We start from the raw sequence: 25,991 nt of genomic DNA on the forward strand, positions 1-25,991 counted from the left end.
GGCATGCGTCCCTATGTGGTCAAACGTCTCGCGCAGGCCCTCGGGGTGCTGTGGGCGGCCTACACGGTCTCCTTCCTCGTGCTGGACTACCTGCCCGGTGACCCCGTCTCCGCGATGGCCGGCGCCGGAGCGGACACGGGGCAGGTCGATCCGGCCCAACTCGCCGCGCTGCGACACGAGTACGGCTTCGACAAGCCGGTGCCGGCGCAGTACGCCGACCATCTCGGCAGGGCGGTGCGCGGTGACTTCGGCGACTCCGTGTCCACCGGCCGGCCGGTGACCTCGACCCTGGCCGACGCGCTGCCGCAGACCCTTCAGCTGACCGGGGCGGCACTGCTCCTCGCGGTGCTCCTCGGCGGCGGTCTCGCGGTGCTGGCGACCTTCACCGGCCGCCGGTGGCTGCGGCAGTTGCTGCTGTCGTTGCCGCCGCTCGGGGTGTCGGTACCGACGTTCTGGGTCGGGCTGCTGCTCGTCGAGCTGTTCTCCTTCCGTACGCGGCTGTTCCCCGCGTTCGGCAACGACGGACTGCGGGGCCTGGTGCTGCCCGCGGTGACGCTGGCGATACCGACCGGCGCGCTGGTGGCGCAGGTACTGGCCAAGAGCCTGTTGACGGCGCTCGACCAGGCCTACGTGGAGACGGCACGGGCCAAGGGCGCCGGCCGGCTGCGGATCCATCTGCGGCACGCGCTGCGCAACGCCTCACTGCCGGCCCTGACGGTCGTCGGGCTGCTGGCCGGCCAGCTGATCGCCGGTTCGGTCGTCGTCGAGACGGTGTTCTCCCGCGACGGCCTGGGCCGGGTGACCGCCGCCGCGGTCACCGTCCAGGACATTCCGCTGGTCCAGGGGGTCGTGGTGTTCGGAGCGCTGATCTTCGTGACGGCCAACCTGATCGTCGATCTCGTCTACCCGTTGCTCGACCCGCGGATCGTGGTGGCCTCGAGCAGGAAGGTGCGTCCCGCATGAGCCGGACCCTCGCCGACGATGTCGCCGCCGGAGCGGCCAAAACCGTGGAGGCCGCGGCCGGCCTGGCCCGGCCGGTCGATCCCGGTACGGATCCAGGTCCCGCGGGCCAAGGTCCCGCGAGTCCGGGTGCCGCGGGTCCGGGGCGCCTGGTCGGAGCGTTGCGGGTCCTGCGTTTCGTGGTGCGCCGGCCCGGGCTGTCGGTCTCGGCGCTGGTGCTGGTGCTGGTGGTGCTGGCCGCGTTCTGGCCGTCCCTGTTCACCTCGCAGGATCCGCTGCGCGGGGTGCCCTCGCAGAACTTCCGCAGCCCCGGCGGCGGGCACTGGTTCGGCACCGACGAGCTGGGACGTGACGTGTTCTCGCGGGTGGTGCACGGTGCGCAGCTGTCACTGAAGGCGACGTTGATCGCGGTGGGGTTCGCGTTCGTGGTCGGCGGGCTCATCGGCCTGGTCGCCGGGTTCGTGGGCCGCTGGGTCGAGGACGTGCTGATGCGCTTCGTCGACGTACTGCTGTCGATTCCGTCGCTGTTCCTTTCCCTGGCCCTGGTCACCGCGCTGGGCTACGGGACGGTGAAGGTGGCGGTCGCGGTCGGCATCGCCAGCGTCGCCGGCTTCGCCCGGGTGACCCGCGCGGAGGTGCTGCGCGTGCGGCAGGCGGTCTTCGTCGAGGCGTCGCGCTCCTGCGGTGCCCGCTGGTACTCGGTGCTGGGCCGGCACGTCCTGCCCAACGCGGCGGGCCCGGTGATCGTGCTGGCGACCCTCGAGTTCGGCGCGGCCATCCTCGCCGTGTCGTCGCTGAGCTTCCTCGGCTACGGGGCGCCGCCGCCTGCGCCCGAATGGGGCACCTTGATCTCCGAGGGGCGCAACTACCTGGCCAACGCCTGGTGGCTCACCGCCCTGCCCGGCCTCGCGATCGCCGCGACGGGCCTCGCCACCAACCGCATCGCGCGAGCGCTGGACGGCGAATGGTCCCGACAGCGATGACCGGCCCCACGACGAACGAACCCACGACGAACGAACCCGAGACGGACGAACCCGTGCCGCACGAGGCCGTGACCGACCAGCCGGTACCCGACAAGACCGTCCCCGACCGGCCGACGACCGACGAGGCCGTCGCCGACCGGCCGACGACCGACAAGACCGTCCCCGACCGGCTCCCGACAGACCGGGCCGCCATCACCGTCCGGCCCCGAACCGACCCCACCGGGACCGGCCGACCCCCGACCGGCCGTGGCGCCGCCGATCAGGCCGTGAGCGGTGAGGGCTCGGTCAGGGAACCCGCGCTGTTGGAAGTGCGGGGCCTGTCGGTGTCGTACCGCACGCGTGGGGGCACCGTGCGAGCGGTGCGGGGGGTGGATCTCGACGTGTGGCCGGGGCAGGTCACGGCGGTGGTCGGCGAGTCGGGTTCCGGGAAGAGCACGACCGCGCACGCGATCACCCGGCTGCTGGCGGCCAACGGTGGCATCGACGCCGGTACCGTCCGCTTCGGCCGACACGACCTCACCGCGCTCTCGGAACGGGAATTGCGTACCGTACGCGGCGCGCAGATCGGGCTGGTGCCCCAGGACCCGACGGTGTCGCTCAACCCGGTCAAACGCGTCGGCGAGCAGGTCGCCGAGGTACTGCGCATCCACGGGTTGGCGACCCGGCGCTCCGCGCAGTCGGCCGCGATCGCGATCCTGGACCAGGCAGGGCTGCCCGACGCGGCCACCCGGGCCCGGCAGTACCCGCACGAGCTGTCGGGCGGGATGCGCCAACGGGCCCTGATCGCGGTCGCCATCGCCGCCGAACCGAAACTGATCATCGCCGACGAGCCGACCAGCGCGCTGGACGTCACCGTGCAACGGGTCATCCTCGACCACCTCCAGCACCTCACCGAGGAGTCCGGCACCGCCGTGCTGCTGGTGACGCACGATCTCGGCGTGGCCGCCGACCGGGCCCAGCGCATCGTGGTCATGTCCGAGGGGCGGGTCGTGGAGGCGGGTCCCACCCGCGACATCCTGGAGAACCCGCGGCACGCCTACACCCGGCGGTTGCTGGCCAGTGCGCCCAGCCTCACCACGGCCCGCCCTCGTGCCACGGGCTCCGCCACCGCGCCGGCTCCCGACGAGGCGCCGCTGGTGGAGGCCCGCCATCTGGTCAAGGAGTTCCGGCTGCCCGCCGCCGGGGGCGCCGCCCGCACCCTGCGGGCGGTCGACGACGTCAGCCTCACCCTGCACCGCGGCCGGACGCTGGCCCTGGTCGGGGAATCCGGTTCGGGAAAGTCCACCACGGCCCGCCTGGTGCTGCGGCTGGCCGATCCGACCGCCGGAAGCATCCTGTTCGACGGCGCCGATGTCACGACCGCCCGAGGCGCACAGGCCAGACAACTGCGCCGGCGGGCCCAGCTCGTCTACCAGAACCCGTACGCCTCGCTGGACCCCCGGTTCTCCGTCGGCGAGGTGATCACCGAGCCGCTGCGTGCGTTCAGGGTCGGCGACCGTGCCTCACGGCTCGCCCGGGCCCGGGAACTGCTCGAGAAGGTGGCGCTGCCCGCGTCGATGCTGGGCCGTCGCCCGGCGGAACTGTCCGGCGGGCAGCGCCAGCGCGTCGCGATCGCGCGCGCCCTCGCACTCTCGCCGGACCTGGTGGTGTGCGACGAACCGGTGTCCGCGCTCGACGTGTCCGTCCAGGCCCAGGTGCTCGACCTGCTCGCCGAGCTCCAGGCCGACACCGGAGTGGCGTACCTGTTCATCTCGCACGACCTGGCCGTCGTACGCCAGATCGCGCATCGGGTCGCCGTCATGCGGTCCGGGCGCATCGTCGAGACGGGCACCGCCGAGGACCTGTTCACCCGCCCCCGCCACGACTACACCCGCGAGCTGCTCGCGGCGATCCCCGGCGGCCGCCACGCGTCGGCCGGGGTCGGGCCGCACCAACCGAAGGAGCACAAGTGACCGTTCACGACACGTCGGCAGACATCGAGGCCTTCGTCCTCGACTGGCAGGAGTGGCATCACCGGCAGGAGGCACGACTCGCCGACCCGCACGGATTCCTGGCGGTCACCGGCCTGCACTGGCTGAGTGAGCAGCCGGAACGTTTCCCGGACGCTCCGGGGGCGTGGTCGACCGACGCCGACGGAATCGTCGTGGTCCTCGACGACGGCGAGGAGCTGGTCGTCGACGGCGTTCCCGTCCGGGGCGAGCACCGTTTCGGGGTGATCCCGGAGCGCGGCGGGGTCGACGCCGTCTGGGGCGACGCCGTCATCGAGGTGGCCAAGCGCGGCGGACACGACATCATCCGCCCCCGCCATCCGGACACACCGCTGCGCACCGCCTTCACCGGAACGCCGGCCTACGCCCCGCACCCCCGCTGGGTGGTTACCGGCCGTTACACGGCGTTCGACGAGCCCCGGCCGACGACCGTCGGCGCGGCGGTCGAAGGACTGGAGCACGTGTACGACGCGCCGGGCCGGGTCGAGTTCGAGCTGGACGGGCGGCCGCTGGCGCTGACCGCGTTCCCCGGCCACGGCCCGGGCGGTCTGCTGGTGCTGTTCACCGACGCGACCTCCGGGGTCACCACCTACGCGGCCAACCGGGCCCTCGCGCTGGACGCACCCGCGGCCGACGGCACGGTCGTTCTGGACTTCAACCGGGCGACGAACCTGCCGTGCGCCTACACCGATCTGGCAACCTGCCCGCTGCCGCCGGCGGAGAACCGGCTGCCCGTGCCGGTGGAGGCCGGCGAGAGGATCCCCCGCGAGCGGGGCGGGTCGTGAACGCCGAGCGCCGATGAGCCGACCCCGACCATGAGGACGAGCACCGTATGAGCAGCCCCACCCTCACCTCGCTGGCTTTTCTCACCCCGGGCAACTTCGCCGACGACGATCCGTACACCGGTCTGGAGGAGACGCTGCAACTGTTCGAGTACGGCGAACGGATCGGCTTCGACGGTGCCTGGATCCGGCAGCGCCATCTCGAACACGGGGTGGGCTCGGCCGCGGTGTTCCTCGCCGCGGCGGGCCAGCGGACCGAGCGGGTCGAGCTGGGCACCGCGGTCATTCCGATCGGGTACGAGAACCCGTTCCGGCTGGCCGAGGACCTGGCGCTGGCCGACGTCCTGTCGCGCGGCAGGCTGCAGGCCGGGTTCAGCACCGGCATGCCGCACGCCGAACTGCTCGGCGATCTGGTGTACGACGGGGACTGGCGCGGTTTCGACCTGTCCTACGGAAGGATCGCCCGCGTCCTCGACCACCTGCGCGGGAACTACCTCGGGGGCCCGGACACGGTCATCCGGTCGCCGGGCAACACCCAACGGCCGCGGCTGCAACCGCACGACCCGGCCCTCCTGGACCGCGTCTGGTACGGGGGCGGCAGCCTGCGCTCGATCAGATGGGCCGCGGAGCACGGCCTGAACCTGCTGAGCGGCAACATCGTCACCGGTGAGGGCACCGACGACTTCACCACCGCCCAGCTGGCCCTGGTCCGCGAGTACCGGCGCACGGTTTCCGCCGCGCGTCCGGCGCGGGTGGCGCTGGGGCGGGTGATCGTGCCCTTCGACAGCGCCGACGCCGGCACCCGGGCCCGCTACCGGGAGTACGCGGCCGGCCGACGCGCGCGCACCCTGGCGCCGCAGGGTGAGAACCGGACCCTGTTCGCCCCGGACCTGGTCGGCACGGCGGAGCAGATCCTGGAGCAACTGGCCGCGGATCCCGTGGTGTCGGCCGTTTCGGAACTGCGCCTGGAGCTGCCGTACGAGTTCCGTCGCGCCGACTACGAGCAGATCCTGCACGATGTCCGGCACCTGATCGCGCCGGAGCTGGGCTGGCGGCCCGCCGAGGGGACCGCCCCGGCCGCACGGCCGGTCGCCGCCGGGGGCGGGACCGGCCGGGGGCGGGACCGGCCCGTGAGCGGGACCGGCCCGTGAGCGGGACCGGCCGGTGAGCGGGACCGGCCCGTGAGCGGGACCGGCCCGTGAGCGGGAAAGCGAGGGACCGGGAAAGCGAGGGAGCGAACGGCACGGCGACCGCCCGCGGGTACGCCTCGCCCGGTCACAGCAGGCGTCGGATGTCACCGCGGACCCGGTAGAAGCCGCCGGCCGCCGTGTGCAGGGCGTCCACGACATAGCGCGCCCCGGGCTCCCGTATCTCGCGCGGGAACTGGACGTTCCACGAAGCGTCGTAGCCGTCGGACACCACGTGCACCCGGACCCGGCCTGCCTCCCGGACGCACTCGACGACGACCGCGCCGGAAGGCGCGTGAGCCACGGTGGCCACCGTGGCCGCGGCTGTGGCGGGCACGTAGGTCGGCAGGGCGGCGGCAAGCTTGACGTCCCGGACCACCGGCACCGTGCCCTGCTGCGCCGCGGCGATGGCCGTCTCGCTCGCGTCCACGCACACCAGCGAGCCGTCCGTGGTCACCAGGTACAGCCGTTCGTCGCGGTACTGCATCGACAGGGCCGAACCGCCGCCCGTGCCGAGCTTCCACAGGCGCGTGCCGTCCCGGTCGAAGCAGTAGACGGACGAGGACCCGTCACCGGCGAACACGAACCGCCCGCTGGGCGAGGTGGCGCACGAGTACACCGCGCTGTCGCAGCCGTACGTGGCCTCCACCGCGCCGGTCGCCTTCGACAGCCGCTGCACCACCTTGTGCGCGGTCCCGGCGTAGACGGCGTCCTCCTCCTGCCAGCCGAACAGGACACCGCCGCGGGTGGGCGTGTGCCAGAGTTCGCCGCCGCCGTCGGGTGCGTAGGCGGTGACGCCCCGGTGGTGCCCGTGGTAGACGGCGCGGTCGTCCGCGCGGACCATCCAGGCGTGCTCACCCTGGCTGCGCCGGGCCCACTGGTGCTCGTCCTCGTGGTCGATGACGGTGAGCCGGCCGTCGCGGTCCGAGACGTTCAGCAGGCCCTCGTGGATGTCCAGCCAGAAGATGTCGACGTCCGCCGTGATGTCGTACGCCGCGAACGGCAGCTTCGAGGAGAGGTCGTAGACCTTGCCGTCGTCGCAGCCCGCGTAGATCCAGAAGTCGTCGGCCACCAGGCACTTCACGCCGTCGGGCAGACTGAATCGGGCCAGGACGCCACCCTCGTGGTCCAGGGTGTAGACGTCGCCCGACTGGTTGCCTACCCAGCAGTGGTCGTCGTCCACGTGGATGCCGAATGCCGAGGAACCGGTGCGGAAGCGCCACAGCACCGGTGCCACGGAGCGCGCGGTGGACGGTGCCGAGGTCACCTGACGGCGGGTCACCGCACGTGGGGCACGCTGCCCGGCGACGGCCGGGGCGTACCCCTTGCGGACCTTCTCGCCGACCTTGCGCGCGGCGGCGGCCCGTGCCTTCTCGGCGGTGGGGAACGTCGTCGTCTGCAGCTGTCCGGAGGCGCCGATCCGCCCGTACCGCACCGTCACCACCACGCCGTCCACGGCCACTTCGTAGAACTTGTGCGCGCCGCCGCTGTCCTGCGAGAGCTCCAGATACGTCGTCGACACGGTGCTGGACCCGGTTGCCATGACAAACCCCTCCCCAGGGTGGACCCGCGGCCGTTCCGGCAGGTCCCACTCCCAGAACCGTAGGCCCAGGCACTGACAATCACGTCAGGGATCCTGCGACGCCCCCGCCAGGTCGCCCGGCGCGCAGCGCGGGTAGAAGGAGTCGAGGCCGGCGTGGAGGAAGTCGTTCGGGGGGCTGCCGCTGTCGCCGGCCGGGGGCGTGTACTCGTCGGGGTCTCTCGTGAGTCGCGCGGTGCCGTCGCCTCGCGAGTCCTCGCATCCGGCGAGGAGCAGCGGGCCGGCCGCGGCGAGGGCGGCCTGCCTCAGTCGCCTCTTGCGTGCCTCCGCCCCAGAGATCATGGCCGCCGAACATGGCACCCGGGGGTTCCGGCCCGCATCGGGAGGGTCGGCCACGACTTGGCGGCGGCGCGCACGGCCTGGCGGCGGCGCGCACGGCCTGGCGGCGGCGCGCACGGCCTGGCGGCGGCGCGCACGGCCTGGCGTCAGCCGCCCGTGTCCCTCGTTCCCTCGTTGTCGTGGGTGTCGTGGGCGTCGTGGGCGTCCTTCGGCGGGCGCGGCGGCGGGGCGTCTCCCGCGGTCAGGTGTTCCAGGACCTCGACCAGTTCCTGGCAGGCGCGTTCCACCGAGCGTCTGGTGTTGCGTTGTTCGGCGATCACCGCGGAGAGCAGCAGGGCGGTCAGGGCCATCGTCCCGTTGAAGGCCTGGAGCTTCATCATCACTTCGACGCGGCTCAGACGTGCGAAAGGCCCGACCCCGTCCGTGGCGGCGATCGTGGCCATGACCGAGGTGAAGAGGGCGCAGAGCATACTGCCGGCGAGCTGGAAACGCAGCGCCGCCCAAATCAGCAGGGGGTAGACGAGGAAGAGCAGGCTGACGGGACTGGACGTGGCCAGCGGGACGAGAGCGCAGGCGACGAGAGCGACTCCCGCGGCCTCCTTCCAGCGGGACGGGCGGAAGGGCCTGCTGATCGTGTGCAGCACGAGCAGGACCGGCGTGACGATGAGAACGCCCATCGCGTCGCCGACCCACCAGCCCAGCCAGACGGACCAGAAGCTGTGCGTGGCGAGCTTGTCGGTGAGGACGAGGAGGCCCACCCCGATGGTCGAGCTCAGCAGCATGGCGGTGAGGGCGCCCAGGAAGACCAGCGCGAGGCCGTCGCGTAATCGCGCCAGATCGTTGCGGAAGCCCACCTTGCGCAGCATGAGGTACGCGCAGACAGGAGCGGCTGTGTTGCCGACCAGGTTGCCGATGACCACGGGCCGTAGCGAGGTCAGCGACATGATGACGAAGAGGGAGCCGAGGGCGATGCCCGGCCAGCAGCGGATCCCGAAGATCAGCAGACAGGCCACCGCCACGCCCGTGGGCGGCCAGATGGGTGTGAAGACCGCGCCCTCGACGACGAGCTCCCGCACCAGTCCCAGCCGCCCGGCCGCGTAATAGCCGAGGGCGACGGCCAGCGTCCGCACGGCGAAGACGGCTGATCGACGCGGATCCGGGGTACCCACCACAGCAGTCATCAGACACCGGCGCGGCGCCGTCGGCGAGGCGGGACGCGCGGTGTCCGGCCCTATGGCTGAACCAGGGGGACGTCCGGCGCCGTCCGCCCGTCGTGTCCGACCACCAGCACGGCCGCGTCGTCCTCGTGTCCCACGTGCTCGGCGCCCCTGATCACCGCGGCGGCGAGCGAGTCCGCCTGCATGCCCGCGACGGCGGCGACGCCGGCGAGCCGTACGACCGTGTCGAGGCCCTCCTCGACACTCAGGGTCGGCCCCTCCACCACGCCGTCCGTGAGCAGGACGAACACCCCGCCCTTGGTCAGCCGGTAGCGGGTGACCGGATACTCCATGCCTGCCTGCACCCCGAGGGGCGGTCCGCCCTCGTCCTCGGCGACGCCGGACTTGCCGTCCGCCGTGGCCCACACACAGGGGATGTGACCGGCCCTGGCGCTCTCCAGTTCCCCGGTGGCGGGGTCCAGCCGCATGAAGGTGCAGGTGGCGAAGAGTTCGCCGCCCAGGGAGAGGAGCAGGTCGTTGGTCCGGGCGAGGAGCTCGCCGGGCTCGCCGGTGACGGAGGCGAGGGCGCGCAGACCGACCCGGACCTGGCCCATGAACGCGGTCGCCTCTATGTTGTGGCCCTGGACGTCGCCGATGGACAGGCCGATGCGTCCGTCCGGCATCGTGAAGGCGTCGTACCAGTCGCCGCCCACGTTGAGGCCGTAGCAGGCGGGCGCGTACTTCACGGCCAGGCGGAAGCCGGGAGCGGCGGGCAGGTCCCTGGGCAGCATGCCGCGCTGGAGGGCGAGGGCCAGCTCCACGCGGGAGCGTTGCAGCTCCGCGCGCTCGCGCGCCTGGGCGGTCAGCGAACCGAGTCTGGCAAGCAGCTCGTCGCCGTCGTCCGAGGGGCGCTTGCGGGACATCGATCACTCCGGCGGGACGGCAGCTCGTCGGGAGGGCCGCCCCATCGGGCAAACCTCACATTTTATCCTTAGAGGATGATAGCGGGCCTGAGGCGCGGCCCGACAGAGCCGACGTCGCGCGGGCCCCGGCGGACCCGTGCGCGCTCCCGCGACCAGGTGGTGTCCCCGGCGCAGGCCCTCGGGCACGACAGCGCGGTCGGATCACGGCTCACGGACGCCCCGGAGGACTCCGCCCCCGGGGCCTGCGTGCGAACGCCGACGGCCCGGGGACGGATCCGGCGCCGTGGCCCCGGCTCACACGCTCAGCGCCGCCCGTACGGTGTTCTCGGCGCCCGTTCCGCCCTCGCCCGAGGAGGTCACCCGGCCCGCCTCCAGAACGTAGTAGTGCTGGGCGGCGCGCATGGCGAAGCCCACGTGCTGCTCGACGAGGAGGACGGAGAGTCCGCCGCGCCGGGCGAGGGCCAGGATCGTCTCCTCGATCTCGGCGACGACGGACGGCTGGATGCCCTCGGTCGGTTCGTCGAGCAGGAGCAGCCTCGGCCGGGTGACCAGGGCGCGGGCGATGGCGAGCTGCTGGCGCTGGCCGCCGGAGAGCAGTCCCGCGCGGCGCCCGGACAGCTCGCGCAGGACGGGGAACAGGTCCAGGGCCTCGGCGATCGCCTCCTTCCCTCCGCCTCCGCCCGGCCGGCCCTGTGTCGCCCTGGGGCGGCCGTCAGCGACGAGTTGCAGGTTCTCGGCGGTGGTGAGGTGCGGGAAGGACTGCTGGCCCTGCGGGACGTACGCCATGCCGCGGGCCACCCGCTGGTGCGGGGAGAGCCGCGTGATGTCCTCGCCGTCGAGCAGGACGGTCCCGCCGGTCGGCCTGATCAGGCCCATGGCGGCGCGCAGCAGGGTGCTCTTGCCGGCCCCGTTGTGTCCGAGCACGGCCGCGACCCCGTTCCCGGGGACCGCGACGCTCACCCCGTGCAGCACGGTGGTGCGGTCGTAGCCCGCCCGGACGGTGTTGATCTCGAGCATGGGCTTCACGCCTCCTCGGCGACGGTCGCGGCTGCGGGGGTGGGCGCCGGCCGTGGGGTGGGCTCGGGTTCGGAGGCTCGTCCGAGGTAGACCTCCTGGACCTTGGCGTCGGCCTGGACCTCGGAGACGGAACCCTCGCTGAGGACCTTGCCGGCGTGCAGGACGCTGACGCTCCGGGCGAAGGAGCGCATGAAGTCCATGTCGTGTTCGATGACGACGACCGTGCGGTCCTCGCTCACCCGCCGCAACAGCTCACCGGTGGCCTCGCGTTCGTCGTGGCTCATACCGGCGACGGGCTCGTCGAGCAGGAGCAGCCGCACGTCCTGGACCAGCAGCATGCCGATCTCCAGCCACTGTTTCTGTCCGTGGGCCAGCACCCCGGCGGGGCGGTCGCGCAGGCCGGTCAGGCCGATGGTCTCGAGGGCCCTGGCGACCGGCTCGGGCACGTCCTTGCGGCGCCGCAGCATGCTCCACGCCCCCCGGCCGGCGCCGGCGGCGATGTCCAGGTTCTGCACGACGGTCAGCTCCTCGAAGACCGTGGCCGTCTGGAACGTCCGGCCGATCCCCGACCGGGCGATCTTCTGTACGGGCTTGCCCAGCAGGTCCTGGTCGCCGAAGCGGACCGATCCGGTCGCCCTGACCAGACCGGTGACCGCGTCGACGAGGGTGGTCTTGCCCGCGCCGTTCGGCCCGATGAGGAAGCGCAGGTCGCCGGGGCGGATGTCCAGGTCGACGCCGTCCACGGCGGTGAACCCGTCGAACGTCACCCGCAGGTCGCGCACGGTCAGTCCCTCGCCGCTCATGCCGTCTCTCCAGTCGCAGGGGTGCCGGTACGGGTACGGCGCCGCCGCAGGACGACGCCGAGGGAGGCCAGACCGCCGGGCAGGAAGCCGACCGCCAGGACGAAGAGCAGGCCCTGGAGGTACGTCCACGCGGCGGGGAAGGCGTCGGAGAGCGTGCTCTGCGCCCAGGCGACCGCGATCGCTCCCAGCACCGCGCCCACCAGCGAGGCCCGGCCGCCGACCGCGGCGCCGATGACGAAGCCGATGGACGGCACGATCCCGATCAGGGCCGGCGAGATGATCCCCACCGCCGGGACGAAGAGGGCGCCGGCCAGGCCCGCGGCGCCGGCGGCGAGAACGTACGCGACGAGCTTGACGTTGGCGGGGTTGTAGCCGAGGAAGCGGACTCGCTCCTCGGAGTCCCGTACGGCGATGAGGAGTTCGCCGAAGCGGCTGACGAACAGCTGGCGTGCGCCCGCCGTCAGCAGGAGCAGGACGGCCGCGATGACGAAGTACACCATCCGTTGGTTGACGGGATCGTCCAGCGAGTAGCCGAAGAAGCCCTGGATGTCCGTGAGCCCGTTGGTGCCGCCGGTGGTGGCCTGCTGGCCGATCAGCCAGATGGACAGGGCGGCGGCCAGGGCCTGGCTCAGGATCGCGAAGTAGGCGCCCCTGACCCGTCGCTGGAAGACGAAGAAGCCGAGCAGCGCGGCGACCGCCATCGGCAGCAGCACGGTCATGGCGAGCGCGAAGGCAGGGTCGGCGAAGGGCTTCCACCACCAGGGCAGGGCGTCGCCGGTGCCGTACAGCTGCATGAAGTCGGGCAGCGTCTCGCCGGTCGCGGCGGCGTCGGTGAGCTTGAGGTGCATGGCCATGGCGTAACCGCCCAGGCCGAAGAAGACGCCCTGGCCGAGCACCATGAGCCCGCCCCGGCCCCAGGCCAGGCTCACGCCGACGGCCACGATCGCGTAGCACAGGTACTTCGCGAGGAGCGAGAGGCGGAAGTCGGAGAGGGCGAGCGGGGCAACGCCGAGGAGGAGGACGGCGCCGAGGAGGAAGGCGCCGGGTACCCGCAAGCGGGCCGACGGGGGCGGGGGCGCCGGGGTCACCGCGGAAGGGGGCGTCGTTGTCGTCGTCATGCCAGGCTCCGGGTGCGCAGTGTGTACAGGCCCTGGGGTCGCCACTGGAGGAAGGCGACGATCGCCACGAGCACGACGACCTTGGCGACGCTGACCGTCGTCGAGTACTCGAGGACCGACTGGAGCACGCCGAGCGCGAAGGCGGTGATCACACTGCCCTTGAGCTGCCCGATACCGCCCACGACGACGACCAGGAAGGCGTCGACGATGTAGTTGGTGCCCATCGTCGGGCCGATCGGACCGACCAGGGTGAGCGCGACGCCGGCCACGCCCGCGAGGCCCGAGCCGATGAAGAAGGTGACGCGGTCGACCCGGCCGGTGGCGATGCCGGACACCTCGGCGAGGTCTCGGTTCTGTACGACGGCCCGGATACGGCGGCCGAGCGGGGTGAGCCGCAGGACGATCGTGAGGGCGAGGACGCTGAGCAGGGCGAGGCCGAGGATGAACAGCCGGCTGCTGGCGAAGGTGACGCCGCCGCCCGTCGAGATGTTGCCGGTGAGCAGGTCCGGGGCGTGGGTCTGCACGTTGGGGGCGCCGAAGACGTCGCGGGCGAGCTGCTGGAGCATCAGTGAGACGCCCCAGGTGACGAGCAGGGTGTCCAGCGGGCGGGTGTAGAGGCGCCGGATGAGCAGCCACTCCAGCAGCGCTCCCATGGCCCCGGCCACCAGGAAGGCCACGGGGAGGGCGACGAGCAGTGAGACGCCCGCGCTGCTGATGGACTTCTGGAGGACGTACGTGGTGTACGCGCCGGTCATGATGAACTCGCCGTGCGCCATGTTGATCACGCCCATCTGACCGAAGGTCAGGGTCAGGCCGAGCGCGATGAGCAGGAGGACTGCGCCGATGCTGATGCCGGTGAAGGACTGGTTGAGGATGACCGTCATGAAGCGGCTCCTGGTCGGGGACGGGGTGCGGGCGGGCCATGGGCGTGACCCGGCCCCGTGACGGGGCCGGGTCCCACCGCGCGAGCGGGGATCGGGCCGGCGGCCGGGGCGGGACCGTGCATCAGGGCCGCCCAAGGATCAGGTCCGGCCAAGGATCAGGTCCGGCCGGGGATCGGTCCGACCCGGGGCTCAGGACAGGCCGGAGGCCCAGTCGTAGCCCTTGAGGTAGGGGTCCGGCTTGATCGGACCGCCCGAGTTCCAGACCTCGGTGATCAGCCCGTCCGCACCGACCTTGCCGATCCGGGCCGTCTTGTAGACGTGCTGGCTCGCGCCGTCGACGGTGACCTTCCCCTCGGGGGCATCGAAGGTGATGCCGTCCGAGGCCGCCTTGACCTTGGCGACGTCGAAGGAGCCGGCCTTCTCGACCATCGCCTTCCACAGGTACACGGAGATGTAGGCGGCCTCCATCGGGTCGCTGGTCGGCTTGTCCTTGCCGTACTCGGCCTGATAGGCCGCCACGAACTTGGTGTTGGCCGCGCCGGGCGTGGTCTCGTAGTAGTTCCACGCGGTCAGCTGGTCCTGGAGGTACTGGGTGCCGATGCTCTTCACCTCTTCCTCGGCGATGGAGACCGACAGCACCGGCATGCTCTTCGCGGTCAGTCCGGAGGACTTGTACTCCTTGAAGAAGGCCACGTTGCTGTCGCCGTTGAGGGTGTTGAACACGGCGTCCGCGCCGGAACCCTTGACCTTGTTGACGATGGTGCCGAACTCCGTGGAGCCGAGCGGCGCGTAGTCCTCGCCGACCACGGTCATACCCTTGGCCTCTGCATAGGCCTTGATGATTTTGTTTGCGGTGCGCGGGAATACATAGTCGCTGCCGACCAGGTAGAGCTTGGTCAGGCCCTGCTTCTTGAGGTAGTCGAGGGCCGGGACGATCTGCTGGTTGGTGGTCGCGCCGATGTAGAAGATGTACGGCGACTCCTCCAGGCCCTCGTACTGCACGGGGTAGAACAGCGGCGACTTGTACCGCTCGAAGACCGGCTTGACGGCCTTGCGGCTGGCCGAGGTCCAGCAGCCGAAGGTGGCCGCGACCTTGTCGTCCTTGATCAGGGCCTCGGCCTTCTCCGCGAAGGTGGGCCAGTCGGAGGCGCCGTCCTGGCTGACGGCCTTGAGCTTCTTGCCGAGCACGCCGCCGACGGCGTTGATCTCCTTGATGGCGAGCAGCAGCGCGTTGTGGACGGTGACTTCGCTGATGGCCATCGTCCCCGACAGGGAGTTCAGCAGACCCACCGCGACCGTGCTGCCGGAGGTGTCGGCGGAGGCGCCGGCCGCGTCCGTCGTGGAACTGTCCCCCGTTTTGGCGCCACAGGCGCTGAGGGCGGCGGAGGCACCGACCGCCGAGATACCGGCCAACAGGCCACGCCTGCTGATGCTGAGCCCGGACATACAAGACCTCCATGCCCCGAAGGGCGGTGCGAAGCGAGCGGAATGACTCTGGGGAGGAAGGGGAGTGCGACGCGGCTCAGGATCGGCGGCGTTGGCGCACAGCCTGCGAGTAAACTGTTTCCGCCGCGTTTCCGAGGAATTGAAGAACAGTTTCTGGTGGAAGTAATAATGCGAGCCCAAAGAAATAGCCGGAGGGGCGAGTTGCGCGCGTGACGGGACCTGATCGACGACGGTCGATACTTCCTGCGGAAAGGACCTTTTGCGGTAGGATCCGGCCAACCCCGCACGGGGAAAGAGGGTTTCGAGCGAAGGAGTGCGATGGCGAGGCGGCCCCAGGAACTGTTCCGTCTGCTGACCCGCGCCGAGCGCCTCGCCGTCCGCCGGGTCCAGTCCGTGCTGGAGGACTTCGACTGTTCGGTGGAGGCGTGGTGGGTCCTGGACCTGCTGTCCGACGGGCAGGGACACAACATGACGGCCCTCGCCGACCACGCCTTCATGCCCGCGCCGAGCGCCACCAAGCTGATCGACCAACTCGTCGACCAGAACCTGGTGTTCCGCCGGGTCGACCCCGCCGACCGGCGCCGCGTCCTGGCCTACCTCACCCCACGGGGGATGCAGCGCCGACAGCAACTGGTCCGCGAAGTGCGGGCCGACTGGGCCGGATTGGAGCCGCTGCTCGGGGACCAGCCGGGCGAACGGCTGGAAGTCCTGCTGGACCGACTGGCGGACGTGCTCGAAGGCGGAGCCGGAGGCGAAGCCGGTGTCACGACAACTCGTGCGGAGCGCGCAGTTGAGCCAGGACGTTGAAGTCGAGACCGTCCGCCTGCGCCAGATAGATGCGCTGGCGCACGTGCCGGCCCTCCAGACCGACCAGGCCACGCGGCCCCTCGTACGACACGGTGTCGGCGGTGGCCCCGATGGCGGTCACGTCCAGAGTGCCGGCCCGTTCGATGAGCGCCGCGAGCAGCAGCACGCCCTCGTAACAGGACTCGCCGAGACTGCCCGGGGTCGGGGCCGCCAATCCGAAGCGGTCGGCGTACCGGCCGTGGAAGTCCAGGGTGTTCTGGTCGGCCAGTGAGGCGAAGAAGCCGGCCGTGCTGTAGAGGTCGACGGTGGCCTCGGGACCGCTGCCCAGCAGCATGTTCTCGTCCATCAGCGTGCTCAGCCTGAGACAGCGCCGGTCGAGGCCGGCGGCGGCGAAGGCCCGGTTGAAGCGGACCGCGTCACTGCCGACCAGCAACATCAGTACGGCGTCGGCGTCGGCCCGCTCGATGCGGCGCAGCACGTCGTGGAAGTCGTCGGCGCCCAGCGGGAGGTACGCCTCGCCGCACACCCGGCCGCGGGAGTCGTGGGCGTAGCGGCGAGCGGCCCGGGCGGTGCGCCGGGGCCACACGTAGTTGTTGCCGACGACGAACCAGCGGCGCACGCCCCGCGCCTCGGTGAGCAGCCGCATGGCGGGCAGCAGTTGCCAGGCGGGGGTCTCGCTCGTCAGGTAGACGCCGTCGGTGCACTCGCCGCCCTCGTACAGAGCGGTGTAGACGTACGGCACCCGGTGCGCGATCCGCGGGGCCATCGCCTGCCGCACCGAGGAGATGTGCCAGCCCGTGACTCCCTGCACCACGCCGGTGGCCACCAGGGCCTCGACGTCGTCGGCGACCCGCTGTGGCTCGGCTCCCCCGTCGACCTCGAGGAGCCGCAGCTCCTTGCCCAGCACCCCGCCCGTCTTGTTGATCTCCTCGGTGGCCAGCCGGGCACACGTCTCGCAGGTGGGTCCGAACACCCCGGCGGGCCCTTGCATCGGGTAGACGAGCGCGATGTTCAGGGTCGAATCGTCGACGGTGAACCATTCGGGGGTCGGGAGACGGACGGGCCGGTGCATGGGCCCATGATTGCCGCAGCGATCCCGCAGCCCAAGCGGCGGCCCGGATCGAGACCGATTCTTGAGGTGTCCCCCCGGGTGGGGGCGCCGGCGCGTTCCGGCCGTGCCGAAGGCCGGCGCGAGCGCCCCCGTGCCGGGGGCTCAGCCGCCCAGTGCGGCGTCGACCACGTCCCTGGCCTCCTCCTGGACCCGCCGCAGGTGGTCGGGGCCCTGGAAGGACTCGGCGTAGATCTTGTAGACGTCCTCGGTGCCCGAGGGTCGGGCGGCGAACCAGGCGTTGGCGGTGGTCACCTTGATGCCGCCGATGGACGCGCCGTTGCCCGGGGCCTCGGTGAGCACGCCGGTGACCGGCTCCCCGGCCAGGGTGTCGGCGGTGACCTGTGCGGGCGAGAGCTTGCCCAGGAGCGCCTTTTCCTCCCGGGTGGCCGGGGCGTCGATGCGCGCGTAGGCGGGCGCCCCGAAACGGTCCGTCAGAGCGGTGTAGTGCTCGGACGGGGTCTTGCCGGTGACCGCCGTGATCTCGGAGGCGAGCAGCGCCAGGATGATGCCGTCCTTGTCCGTGGTCCAGACGGAGCCGTCGCGGCGCAGGAAGGACGCGCCGGCCGACTCCTCCCCGCCGAAGCCGAGGGTGCCGTCGACCAGTCCGTCCACGAACCACTTGAAGCCGACGGGCACCTCGACCAGTCGGCGTCCGAGGTCGGCGGCGACCCGGTCGATCATCGAGGACGACACCAGCGTCTTGCCGATCCCCGCGGCGGCGGGCCACTGCTCACGGTGCGCGTAGAGGTAGGCGATGGCGGCGGCCAGGTAGTGGTTGGGGTTCATCAGGCCGGCGTCCGGCGTGACGATGCCGTGCCGGTCGGCGTCGGCGTCGTTGCCGGTGGCGATCCGGAAGCGGTCCCGCTGCTCGATGAGCGAGGCCATCGCGTACGGCGACGAGCAGTCCATACGGATCTTGCCGTCCCAGTCGAGCGTCATGAAACGCCAGGTGGGATCGGTGAGCGGGTTGACGACGGTCAGGTCGAGCCGGTGCTCTTCGGCGATCCGCCCCCAGTAGGCGACGGAAGCCCCGCCCAGCGGGTCGGCGCCGATGCGGATCCCGGCGGCACGGATCGCGTCCAGGTCGAGGACGCTCGGGAGGTCGGCGACATACGTGCCGAGGAAGTCGTGGCGGCCGGTCGTGGGCGCGGTGAGGGCCCGGGTGTAGGGGATGCGCCGTACGTCCTTCAGCCCTGACGTGATGATCTCGTTGGCCCGGTCCTGTACCCAGGAGGTGGCGTCGGAGCCGGCGGGGCCGCCGCTCGGCGGGTTGTACTTGAAGCCGCCGTCGGCGGGCGGGTTGTGCGACGGGGTGACGACCACGCCGTCGGCGAGGGCGGCGGTACGGACGCGGTTGTGGGTGAGGATCGCGTGGGAGACGGCGGGCGTCGGCGTGTAGCCGTCGGCGCTGTCGACGAGCACCGTCACCCCGTTCGCCGCGAACACCTCCAGAGCGGTGACCCGGGCGGGCTCGGACAGGGCATGGCTGTCGGCCCCGAGGAAGAGGGGTCCGTCGGTGCCCTGGGCGGCCCGGTACTCGCAAATGGCCTGGCTGGTCGCGGCGATGTGGTCCTCGTTGAACGCCGTGTTCAGCGACGATCCGCGGTGCCCCGAGGTGCCGAACGCCACGCGCTGCGCCGGGTCGGCCGGGTCGGGGTGCAGCGCGTAGTACGCCGTGACCAGCCGGGCGACGTCGACGAGATCCTCGGGGCCGGCCTTTCTGCCCGCTCGCTCGTGCTGCATGTGCCCGCTCCTCCACATCGGTTGATCATGGCTTGCGCCTTCCATCTTCCCTTGTGGTGGCGGCTGTCCGCGAGTACGGGTCGGTTTCCGCCCGAAGCGCTCAGCGCCGGCGGCCGCGCACCGACCAGCCGCTGCCGATGCCCGCGAGGTGCAGGGCGAGCACGGTCAGGCCGAGGAGCATGAGGTTGGTGGAGGTGAAGGTGTCGTTGGTGGATATCTCCGCCGCGTTGATCAGGAAGGCGATGAAGAACAGCACTGCCGAGATGATGGCGAGCACGGGGGTCCGTCCCTTCGGGATGTCGACTCGTTCAGTGTCTTGTTCTGCACATGCCCCCGACCGGGCCGTGAACACCGGGGCCCCGACCCCGGGAATCGAACACCGTGTCGGGAGGCCGGGGTTGCCGGGTCCGTCGAGCGGCACGGCATGCCGCCACCGTCGGCCGCGCACCAGCAGCTGCGGGAAGTACGGCGTGCCGATCACCGCCGTCATGACACCGGCGCCCAGTCGGGCGGGGTGATGACCGTGCGGCCGAGCAGATCGGCCGCGCAGACGAGTGCGACACCGAGGAGCACGGCGACCGGCGCCACCCGCCGCCGGCCGACCAGGGCACGTGCCGCGTGCGGTGCCACGAGGCCCACGAAGCCGATGGCGCCGGCCGAGGAGCAGCCTGCCGCCGCTCCGCCCGAACGGGCCGAGGCCGGGGTCCATGGCGGCCAGGTAGCTGGAGGGCCGGACCGTCTTCCGGCGGACGACGGCGCCACCGAGCGGGCAGCGTGGCCCAACCCCGCCCAGAAGCGATCGTCAACGATTTCGACAGCGCCGTCGGGGAGTGGACCGGAAGGCCATAACGTGCCCAGAAGGTGACAAAATGGGACAATCAGAGCACTCGGCGACGCGTGACCGGCGTCCTCCACAGACCACGAACAGGCAGGTCGGACCATGTCGAAGAAACCACGTTCGTCCGAACCCCCGCACGGCAAGGGCCCGAGCCGTCACGAGGGCGCCGGGCAGCACGGCTGGTCGCCCGACGTGGACGAGACACGTCAGCAGGACAACCCGAGCGCCCCCCGCTCCTTCCGAACGGCCGAGCACGCCGACGAGAAGGGCCGGGGCCGCACCAAATCCGCGGAGGAGTCGAAGTCCGTTCCGGGCGACACGGTCAAGAGTCACGGCGGACGCGGCGAGGAGTACGCCGACGCCGACGAGAAGGGCCGTCGGGACACCGGACGCAGGGGTCGCTCCCAGCGACCCAGCGGCACCAAGGACGCCTCCGCCGAGACCGGCGTGGACCCGCAGGACCCGCCGTCCGGACGCCGATCGGGCTGACGATCCCGTCGGCGCGCCCGGCGACGGTCCGGATCGGGCGCGCCCGGCGACAGTCCGGTACGGGCGCGCCCGGCGACAGTCCGGATCGGGCGCGCGCCGAGACCGGTTCGGCGCGGGGCGCGCCGGTCCGGTTCGGCGCGGGGCGCGCCTGCGGGATCCTGATCCGGGATCTCCGGACAGGCGCCCGTATCAGCAGATCCGCGGCAGCTGCTCCCCGATCGGCAGATCGACGACCCGGGTGCCGCCCAGGCCGGTCCGGGCCACGACCATTCCGGGGTGCGCCTCGACGGCCTCGCCGATGACCACGGAGTCCGTGCCCAGCGGATGGGCCCGCATCGCGTCGAGGACGGCGTCGGCGTGCTCGCGGGGAACGAACGCCACCAGCTTCCCCTCGTTGGCGATGTACATGGGGTCCAGGCCGAGGATGGCGCAGGCATTGGCCACGGCGGGCGGGACCGGGACGTCGCGTTCCCGGATGACCACCCCGGTTCCGGACGCCTCGGCGATCTCGTTGAGCGCCGCCGCCAGGCCACCCCGGGTGGGGTCGCGCAGCACGTGCAGATCCGGGGTGACGGCGAGCATCGCGTCGACCAGGCCGCCGAGCGCCGCGCAGTCGCTCTGGATCTCCACCCCGAACTCCAGGCCCTCGCGCACGCTCATGACCGCCACCCCGTGGAGGCCGATGGCGCCGCTGACGATCACGACGTCACCGGGGACGACGCGTTGCGGCCGCAGGTCGACGCCCGCCGGGACGAGCCCGATGCCCGCGGTGTTGACGTAGATCCCGTCGCCGTGTCCGGCCTCCACCACCTTGGTGTCCCCGGTGGCCACTTCCACACCGGCGGTGCGCGCGGCCGCGCCCAGCGCCTCGGACACCCGCCTGACCACGTCCAGCTCGACGCCCTCCTCGAGGATGAATCCGCAGGAGAGGTAGGCGGCCCGGGCGCCGCTCATGGCGAGGTCGTTGACGGTGCCGTTGACCGCGAGATCGCCGATGCTGCCGCCGGGGAAGAACAGGGGCCGCACCACGTAGGAGTCGGTGGAGAACGCCAGCCGGGCCCCGCCCAGGGACAGGACGGCGGCGTCACCCAGCTGGGCGAGCACCTCGCCCCCGAAGGCGGGCGCGAAGATCTGCTGGACCAGTTCGGCGGAGAGGACTCCACCGCCGCCGTGGCCCATGACGACGCGCGGCCGGTCGCGCACCGGCGCCGGGCACGTCCATCCTTCGAGGTCCAGGGCGGGGACGGGGAGATCGGTGGTGTCAGACAACGGGGCTCGCCTCCCGGGCCGTGGCGGCCGGCACGTCCAGACGCCGGTAGAGGTAGTAGGCGGCACAGGCGCCCTCGGTGGAGACCATGGTGGCTCCCAGGGGGGTGCGGGGCGTGCACAGAGTGCCGAAGGCCTCGCACTCGTGCGGCTTGAGCAGCCCTTGCAGGACCTCTCCGCTGCGGCACTCGGCGGGTTCCTCCGTCCGGATCCCGCCGACCGAGAAGCGGTGCTCGGCATCGTGGTCGCGGTACTTCGACGACAGCCGCCAGCCGCTGTCGGGGATCACCCCGATGCCGCGCCAGGCGCGGTCGGTGACCTCGAAGACGTCCTCCAGCATGGCCCGGGCCGCCGGGTTGCCCTCCGGGCGGACGGCGCGGGCGTAGGCGTTGTCGACGGTGTGCTCACCGCGTTCCAGCTGTCCGACGGCCCGGCGCACGCCTTCGAGGATGTCCAGTGGCTCGAAGCCCGTCACGACGATCGGGACACGGAAGCGTTCCGCCAGTTCCGGGTACTCCCCCGTGCCCATCACGCTGCACACGTGACCGGCCGCGAGGAAGCCCTGCACCCGGCAGCTCGGCGACGACATGATCGCCTCGATGGCCGGCGGTACGCGGACGTGGGACACCAGCATGCTGAAGTTCCCGATGCCCAGCTTGCGGGCCTGGTGGACGGTCATGGCGTTGGGAGGCGCCGTCGTCTCGAAACCGATGCCGAAGAACACCACCTCGCGGTCCGGGTTCTGCTGGGCGATCCGCAGCGCGTCGAGCGGCGAGTAGACGACGCGCACGTCACCGCCCTCGCCGCGAACCTGGAACAGGTCCCGTCCGGTGCCCGGCACGCGCAGCATGTCGCCGAAGGAGCAGAAGATCACCCCCGGTCGGGAGGCGATCTCCAGAGCCTTGTCGATGACCTCCAGCGGGGTCACGCACACCGGGCAGCCGGGCCCGTGGATCAGTTCGACCTCCGCCGGCAGGAGTTGGTCGATGCCGTGGCGGATGATGCTGTGCGTCTGCCCGCCGCACACCTCCATCAGCGCCCACGGCCTGGTCACCGTGGCGTGGATGTCGTCGAGGAGCCGACGCGCCAGCTCCGGGTCCTGGAACTCGTCGATGTACTTCACTGGTTGCGCACCTCTTCCACCGGTTTTGCGCCCGCCTCTTCCGCCGCCGTCTCCCAGGCGTCGCCGAACTCCTCCTGCAACAGGCCGAGTTCGGCGAAGAGTTCGAGCGTCTGCCGCGCCGACTCCTCGTCCAGCCGTTGCAGGGCGAAGCCGACGTGGACGATGGCGTACTCGCCGACCCGGAGGTCGGGCAGGTACTCCAGGCACACCTCCTTGACCACACCGCCGAAGTCGACGGTGGCCATCCGGGTGCCGTCCCGGTCCTCGATGTCCAGCACTCTGCCGGGTACCGCCAGGCACATGAGCCTCTCCTCGCTGTGGGTCGCGCGTTGCTCAGTCGGTGCGAGTGGCACGGGCGGCCACCATCAGCTGCCCCAGCGCCAAACCGCCGTCGTTGGGCGGCACCAGCCGGTGCCGCAGGACCGTGAAGCCGTCCTCGCGCAGGGTGGCGGCACAGGCCGAGGACAGCAGCGTGTTGGCGAACACGCCGCCGGTCAGGGCGACCGTGTCCAGTCCGTGCCGCTCCCGGGCCCGCGCGCAGATCCGGTGCACCAGGCCGGTCACGCCCCGGTGGAAGCGAGCCGCGACGAGGGCCGGCCCGACGCCCGCCCGCAGGTCGCCGACGATCGCCGTGAGGACGGGCGCCGGATCGGCCCGTACGGCTCCGCCCCCGTCCTCCTGCGACGCGTGCAGGGCGAAGGCGTACGCGGTGGTGTCCCGGTCGGGTGCGCGCAGAGCGGCGCCTTCCAGCTCGACGGCGGCCTGTGCCTCGTATCCGGCGCGGTGGCACACCCCCGCGAGCGAGGACACGGCGTCGAAGAGCCGGCCCATGCTGGATGTCGGGACACAGTGCAGGCCGCGCTCCAACTGCTGTTCCAGCACGCGAAGTTCGTCGGGCGGACAGGCGGCCGTGCAGGGCAGGTCGGCGGACCAGCCGATCCCGGCCGCCCTGAGGTGGGCCAGCGCCATCCGGTACGGCCGGCGCACCGCGGCGTCGCCACCGGGCAGCGGGACGTACGCGAGGTGCCCGAACCGGGTGGAGCGGTCGTAGTCCGCGAGCAGGAACTCCCCGCCCCACACGGCTCCGTCGTCGCCGTGGCCCGTGCCGTCGAAGGCGACGCCGATGACCGCCCGGGTGCCGTCCAGGCCGTGCTCGGCCATCACGGCGGCGACGTGCGCGTGATGGTGCTGGACGCGTACGACGGGCCGCTGGGCCGCGTTCCGGTCGGCCCACCGCACGGAGCGGTAGCCGGGATGCCGGTCGGACACCAGGGTCTCGGGCCGCACCCCCGTGAGCGACTGCGACTGCGCCACCGCGCGTTCGAAGGCCCGCTGGGTGCCGACGTCGTCCATGTCGCCGATGTGCGCCGACAGCCAGGCCCGTCGGCCCGCCCCCAGGCAGAAGGCGTTCTTCAGGTCGCCGCCGACGGCGAGGGCCGGCCGCACGGGCAGCGGGAGCGGGACCGGCAGCGGGGCGTAACCGCGGGAGCGGCGGATCACCAGCGGCTCCCCGTCGCAGACGCGGACCACGGAGTCGTCGCACGGGACGTGGATCGGCCGGTCGTGCGTGAGCCAGGCGTCGGCCAGGTGCGCGAGCCGCTCCAGCGCGTCCGTGTCGTCGGTGACGATCGGTTCACCGGACACGTTGCCGCTGGTCATGACGAGCAGCCGGGGGCCTTCCGGATCGCCGGGCAGACCGAGCAGCAGATGGTGCAGGGGCGTGTACGGCAGCAGCACGCCGAGGTCGGGGCTACCGGGTGCGAGGGCCTCGGCGGGCCGTGGATCCCCGGCCGCGTACGACGGGTGCGGGCGCCGTCTCAGCAGGACGACCGGCCCGGCCCGGCCTTCGAGCAGGGTCCGCTCCTCGGGGCTCAGCCGGACGAGGTGACGGACGTCGTCCGCGGTGGCGGCCATGACCGCGAACGGCTTGTCCCCGCGCGCCTTGCGACGGCGCAGCAGGGCCACCGCCGCCTCGTCGGTGGCATCGCAGGCCAGGTGGTAGCCGCCCAGGCCCTTCACGGCGAGGATCGCGCCCCGGGTCAGCAGTGCGCGCGCCTCGGTGACCGGGTCCGCGCCGTCGACGCTGCGGAGCCCGGACTCCTGGGCGACGAGCAGCCGCAGTCGTGGCCCGCAGGCCGGGCAGGCCACCGGTTGCGCGTGGAAACGCCGGTCGGCCGGATCCGCGTACTCGCGGGCGCAGTCGGGGCACATCGCGAAGCCGGCCATGGTGGTGTGGGCCCGGTCGTACGGCACTCCGGTGACGATCGTGAAGCGCGGGCCGCAGTGCGTGCAGTTGACGAACGGGTGGCGGTAGCGCCGGTCCGCCGGGTCGGCCAACTCGGCGAGGCAGTCGGCGCAGGTCGCCGAGTCCGGGGAGACCAGGGTGCGGGCCGGTCCGTCGGTGCGGGAGGCGAGGATGGTGAACGCGGTGCCGCCGGCGGGGGGCATCTCCCGGTGGTGGACGGACTCGACCCGGGCCAGTGGGGGCGCCTGGGCGGCGATCCGGTCGCAGAACCGGACCACGGCCGAGGCGGTGCCCTCGACCTCCACGACGACGCCCTCCGGGGTGTTGGTGACGTGTCCGGCCAGGGCGAGTTCGGTGGCCAGGCCGTACAGGTAGGGCCGGAAGCCCACGCCCTGCACCACCCCCCGGACGGTGACCCGGCGGCGCAGCGGCTGGTCGTCGGCGACGGCGGCCGACGGCGGCGGCGGCGGAGCGCTCACGAGCGGGCGGGGGCCAGGTCACCGGCGTCGGTCTCGCCGGCATGAGTGTGCGGGTGGGCGTGAGTGAGGTCGGGTTGGCCGGCCATCACCGGCGTGTGCACGGGCGCGCCCTCCGCGGCGGCGAGCGCCCGGTCGAGCAGCGCGCCCACGTTCTTGCCTCGGCGGGCCGAGGTCAGGATCACCTCGACGCCCGGGTTGACCTGCTGCACGTTCGCGCGGAAGGCGATCTCGTCGAACTCCACGGCGTCCGCGATGTCGGTCTTGGTGACCACGACCAGGTGGGCGAGACCGAACGCGGTGGGGTACTTGAGCGGCTTGTCCTCACCCTCCGTCACCGAGGCGAGGACGACCCTGAGGGTCTCTCCGAGGTCGTAGGAGGCGGGACAGACCAGGTTGCCGACGTTCTCCACGAACAGCAGCCGGGTACCGTCGGGCAGCCACCCGTCCAGGTGTCCGGCGAGCATCCCCGCCTCCAGATGACACAGTCCGTCGGTGAGCACCTGCTTGACCGGGGCGCCCGACCGGGCCAGCCGGGTCGCGTCGTTCTCGGTGGCGAGGTCGGCGGTCAGCGCGGCGACGGGCAGGGACCGCTCGCGTGCGCGCAGCAGTTCGCTCTCCAGCAGGGCGGTCTTGCCGCTGCCCGGACTGGACAACAGGTTGACCACCGTGGTGCCGTGGGCCGCGAGGCGGGTGCGCAGCGCGTGGGCACTCGCGTCGTTCTTCGCCAGCACGGCCTGCCGCAGGTCGACGACACGACACATGG

24 protein-coding genes and 1 pseudogene are annotated in these 25,991 nt (G+C 72.1%); 7 read left to right on the forward strand and 18 right to left on the reverse strand.

What is annotated here, in order from left to right; genetic code table 11:
* The first annotated feature begins 3 nt into the window (after positions 1-3).
* The 5 genes from ACIPFH_RS13100 to ACIPFH_RS13120 are packed head-to-tail and all read left to right on the forward strand — an operon-like array spanning position 4 to position 5,864.
* A complete protein-coding gene (locus ACIPFH_RS13100; RefSeq protein WP_401825739.1) occupies positions 4-963 on the forward strand; it encodes an ABC transporter permease in 960 nt (319 codons plus the stop codon).
* Positions 960-1,943 (forward strand): ABC transporter permease, encoded by a 984-nt coding sequence (locus tag ACIPFH_RS13105; protein WP_401825742.1) that lies wholly within the window; start codon positions 960-962, stop codon positions 1,941-1,943. The genes ACIPFH_RS13100 and ACIPFH_RS13105 overlap by 4 nt, the downstream gene beginning before the upstream one ends.
* The gene (locus tag ACIPFH_RS13110; protein WP_401825745.1) at positions 1,940-3,895 is read left to right on the forward strand and encodes an ABC transporter ATP-binding protein; all 1,956 of its coding nucleotides are present in this window, start codon (positions 1,940-1,942) and stop codon (positions 3,893-3,895) included. The genes ACIPFH_RS13105 and ACIPFH_RS13110 overlap by 4 nt, the downstream gene beginning before the upstream one ends.
* Complete coding sequence (locus tag ACIPFH_RS13115; RefSeq protein WP_401825748.1) at positions 3,892-4,716, forward strand: DUF1684 domain-containing protein; 825 nt, start codon at positions 3,892-3,894, stop codon at positions 4,714-4,716. The genes ACIPFH_RS13110 and ACIPFH_RS13115 overlap by 4 nt, the downstream gene beginning before the upstream one ends.
* 47 nt (positions 4,717-4,763) lie before the next feature.
* Entirely contained in the window at positions 4,764-5,864 is a 1,101-nt protein-coding gene (locus tag ACIPFH_RS13120; RefSeq protein WP_401825751.1) for an LLM class flavin-dependent oxidoreductase, read from the forward strand.
* Between the two features lie 124 nt (positions 5,865-5,988).
* On the opposite strand, the gene ACIPFH_RS13125 is transcribed toward ACIPFH_RS13120, so the two are convergent.
* From ACIPFH_RS13125 to urtA, 9 genes are all read right to left on the reverse strand, one after another.
* Positions 5,989-7,443, reverse strand: a complete 1,455-nt coding sequence (locus ACIPFH_RS13125; RefSeq protein ID WP_401825753.1) for a WGR domain-containing protein — start codon at positions 7,441-7,443, stop codon at positions 5,989-5,991.
* Positions 7,444-7,527: 84 nt separating this feature from the next.
* The gene (locus ACIPFH_RS13130) at positions 7,528-7,782 is read right to left on the reverse strand and encodes a hypothetical protein (RefSeq protein ID WP_401825756.1); all 255 of its coding nucleotides are present in this window, start codon (positions 7,780-7,782) and stop codon (positions 7,528-7,530) included.
* A gap of 143 nt (positions 7,783-7,925) precedes the next feature.
* The gene (locus ACIPFH_RS13135) at positions 7,926-8,960 is read right to left on the reverse strand and encodes an MASE1 domain-containing protein (protein WP_401825759.1); all 1,035 of its coding nucleotides are present in this window, start codon (positions 8,958-8,960) and stop codon (positions 7,926-7,928) included.
* A gap of 50 nt (positions 8,961-9,010) precedes the next feature.
* Complete coding sequence (locus tag ACIPFH_RS13140) at positions 9,011-9,859, reverse strand: PP2C family protein-serine/threonine phosphatase (protein ID WP_401825761.1); 849 nt, start codon at positions 9,857-9,859, stop codon at positions 9,011-9,013.
* A gap of 294 nt (positions 9,860-10,153) precedes the next feature.
* Positions 10,154-10,876, reverse strand: a complete 723-nt coding sequence (gene urtE, locus ACIPFH_RS13145) for an urea ABC transporter ATP-binding subunit UrtE (protein WP_356248462.1) — start codon at positions 10,874-10,876, stop codon at positions 10,154-10,156.
* A gap of 5 nt (positions 10,877-10,881) precedes the next feature.
* Positions 10,882-11,679 carry an urea ABC transporter ATP-binding protein UrtD gene (gene urtD / locus ACIPFH_RS13150; protein ID WP_401825763.1) on the reverse strand — a complete coding sequence of 266 codons (798 nt, stop codon included), beginning with the start codon at positions 11,677-11,679 and terminating at the stop codon, positions 10,882-10,884.
* Positions 11,676-12,797, reverse strand: coding sequence for an urea ABC transporter permease subunit UrtC (gene urtC, locus ACIPFH_RS13155; protein WP_401825764.1), 1,122 nt, complete (start codon positions 12,795-12,797; stop codon positions 11,676-11,678). The genes urtD and urtC overlap by 4 nt, the downstream gene beginning before the upstream one ends.
* The gene (gene urtB, locus ACIPFH_RS13160) at positions 12,794-13,681 is read right to left on the reverse strand and encodes an urea ABC transporter permease subunit UrtB (RefSeq protein ID WP_401825767.1); all 888 of its coding nucleotides are present in this window, start codon (positions 13,679-13,681) and stop codon (positions 12,794-12,796) included. The genes urtC and urtB overlap by 4 nt, the downstream gene beginning before the upstream one ends.
* Positions 13,682-13,870: 189 nt before the next feature.
* On the reverse strand, positions 13,871-15,127 hold the full coding sequence (gene urtA, locus ACIPFH_RS13165) for an urea ABC transporter substrate-binding protein (protein WP_401825768.1): 1,257 nt from the start codon (positions 15,125-15,127) through the stop codon (positions 13,871-13,873).
* 318 nt (positions 15,128-15,445) lie between these two features.
* Between urtA and ACIPFH_RS13170 the strand changes: the two genes are divergently transcribed.
* The gene (locus ACIPFH_RS13170) at positions 15,446-15,934 is read left to right on the forward strand and encodes a MarR family winged helix-turn-helix transcriptional regulator (RefSeq protein WP_401825771.1); all 489 of its coding nucleotides are present in this window, start codon (positions 15,446-15,448) and stop codon (positions 15,932-15,934) included.
* Here the strand turns inward: ACIPFH_RS13170 and ACIPFH_RS13175 are convergent.
* From ACIPFH_RS13175 to ACIPFH_RS13190, 4 genes and pseudogenes are all read right to left on the reverse strand, one after another.
* Positions 15,891-17,006 carry a substrate-binding domain-containing protein gene (locus tag ACIPFH_RS13175; protein ID WP_401825773.1) on the reverse strand — a complete coding sequence of 372 codons (1,116 nt, stop codon included), beginning with the start codon at positions 17,004-17,006 and terminating at the stop codon, positions 15,891-15,893. The two genes, ACIPFH_RS13170 and ACIPFH_RS13175, sit on opposite strands and share 44 nt — an antisense overlap.
* A gap of 141 nt (positions 17,007-17,147) precedes the next feature.
* Positions 17,148-18,788, reverse strand: coding sequence for a phosphoglucomutase (alpha-D-glucose-1,6-bisphosphate-dependent) (pgm, locus tag ACIPFH_RS13180; protein WP_401825776.1), 1,641 nt, complete (start codon positions 18,786-18,788; stop codon positions 17,148-17,150).
* A 100-nt stretch (positions 18,789-18,888) separates the two neighbouring features.
* Positions 18,889-19,065 (reverse strand): hypothetical protein, encoded by a 177-nt coding sequence (locus ACIPFH_RS13185; protein ID WP_356248498.1) that lies wholly within the window; start codon positions 19,063-19,065, stop codon positions 18,889-18,891.
* A 156-nt stretch (positions 19,066-19,221) separates the two neighbouring features.
* Positions 19,222-19,445: pseudogene (locus tag ACIPFH_RS13190) on the reverse strand (iron chelate uptake ABC transporter family permease subunit); the annotation flags it as partial.
* A 283-nt stretch (positions 19,446-19,728) separates the two neighbouring features.
* Here ACIPFH_RS13190 and ACIPFH_RS13195 point away from each other — a divergent pair.
* Positions 19,729-20,115: a hypothetical protein gene (locus ACIPFH_RS13195; protein WP_401825778.1), complete on the forward strand. Its 387-nt coding sequence runs from the start codon at positions 19,729-19,731 to the stop codon at positions 20,113-20,115.
* Positions 20,116-20,304: 189 nt separating this feature from the next.
* Here the strand turns inward: ACIPFH_RS13195 and hypE are convergent, their stop codons facing one another.
* The 5 genes from hypE to hypB are packed head-to-tail and all read right to left on the reverse strand — an operon-like array spanning position 20,305 to position 25,989.
* Positions 20,305-21,384, reverse strand: a complete 1,080-nt coding sequence (hypE, locus tag ACIPFH_RS13200) for a hydrogenase expression/formation protein HypE (RefSeq protein ID WP_401825781.1) — start codon at positions 21,382-21,384, stop codon at positions 20,305-20,307.
* Positions 21,377-22,504 (reverse strand): hydrogenase formation protein HypD, encoded by a 1,128-nt coding sequence (gene hypD / locus ACIPFH_RS13205; protein WP_401825783.1) that lies wholly within the window; start codon positions 22,502-22,504, stop codon positions 21,377-21,379. Before hypD ends, hypE begins: the two co-directional genes overlap by 8 nt.
* Positions 22,501-22,806, reverse strand: a complete 306-nt coding sequence (locus ACIPFH_RS13210; RefSeq protein ID WP_356248473.1) for a HypC/HybG/HupF family hydrogenase formation chaperone — start codon at positions 22,804-22,806, stop codon at positions 22,501-22,503. Before ACIPFH_RS13210 ends, hypD begins: the two co-directional genes overlap by 4 nt.
* Positions 22,807-22,837: 31 nt before the next feature.
* The gene (gene hypF, locus ACIPFH_RS13215) at positions 22,838-25,228 is read right to left on the reverse strand and encodes a carbamoyltransferase HypF (protein ID WP_401825785.1); all 2,391 of its coding nucleotides are present in this window, start codon (positions 25,226-25,228) and stop codon (positions 22,838-22,840) included.
* On the reverse strand, positions 25,225-25,989 hold the full coding sequence (gene hypB, locus ACIPFH_RS13220; protein ID WP_401825787.1) for a hydrogenase nickel incorporation protein HypB: 765 nt from the start codon (positions 25,987-25,989) through the stop codon (positions 25,225-25,227). The genes hypF and hypB overlap by 4 nt, the downstream gene beginning before the upstream one ends.
* Positions 25,990-25,991 lie beyond the last annotated feature (2 nt).

The sequence above is a fragment of the Streptomyces sp. NPDC088157 genome, assembly GCF_044741545.1.
Classification (GTDB): Bacteria; Actinomycetota; Actinomycetes; order Streptomycetales; family Streptomycetaceae; genus Streptomyces.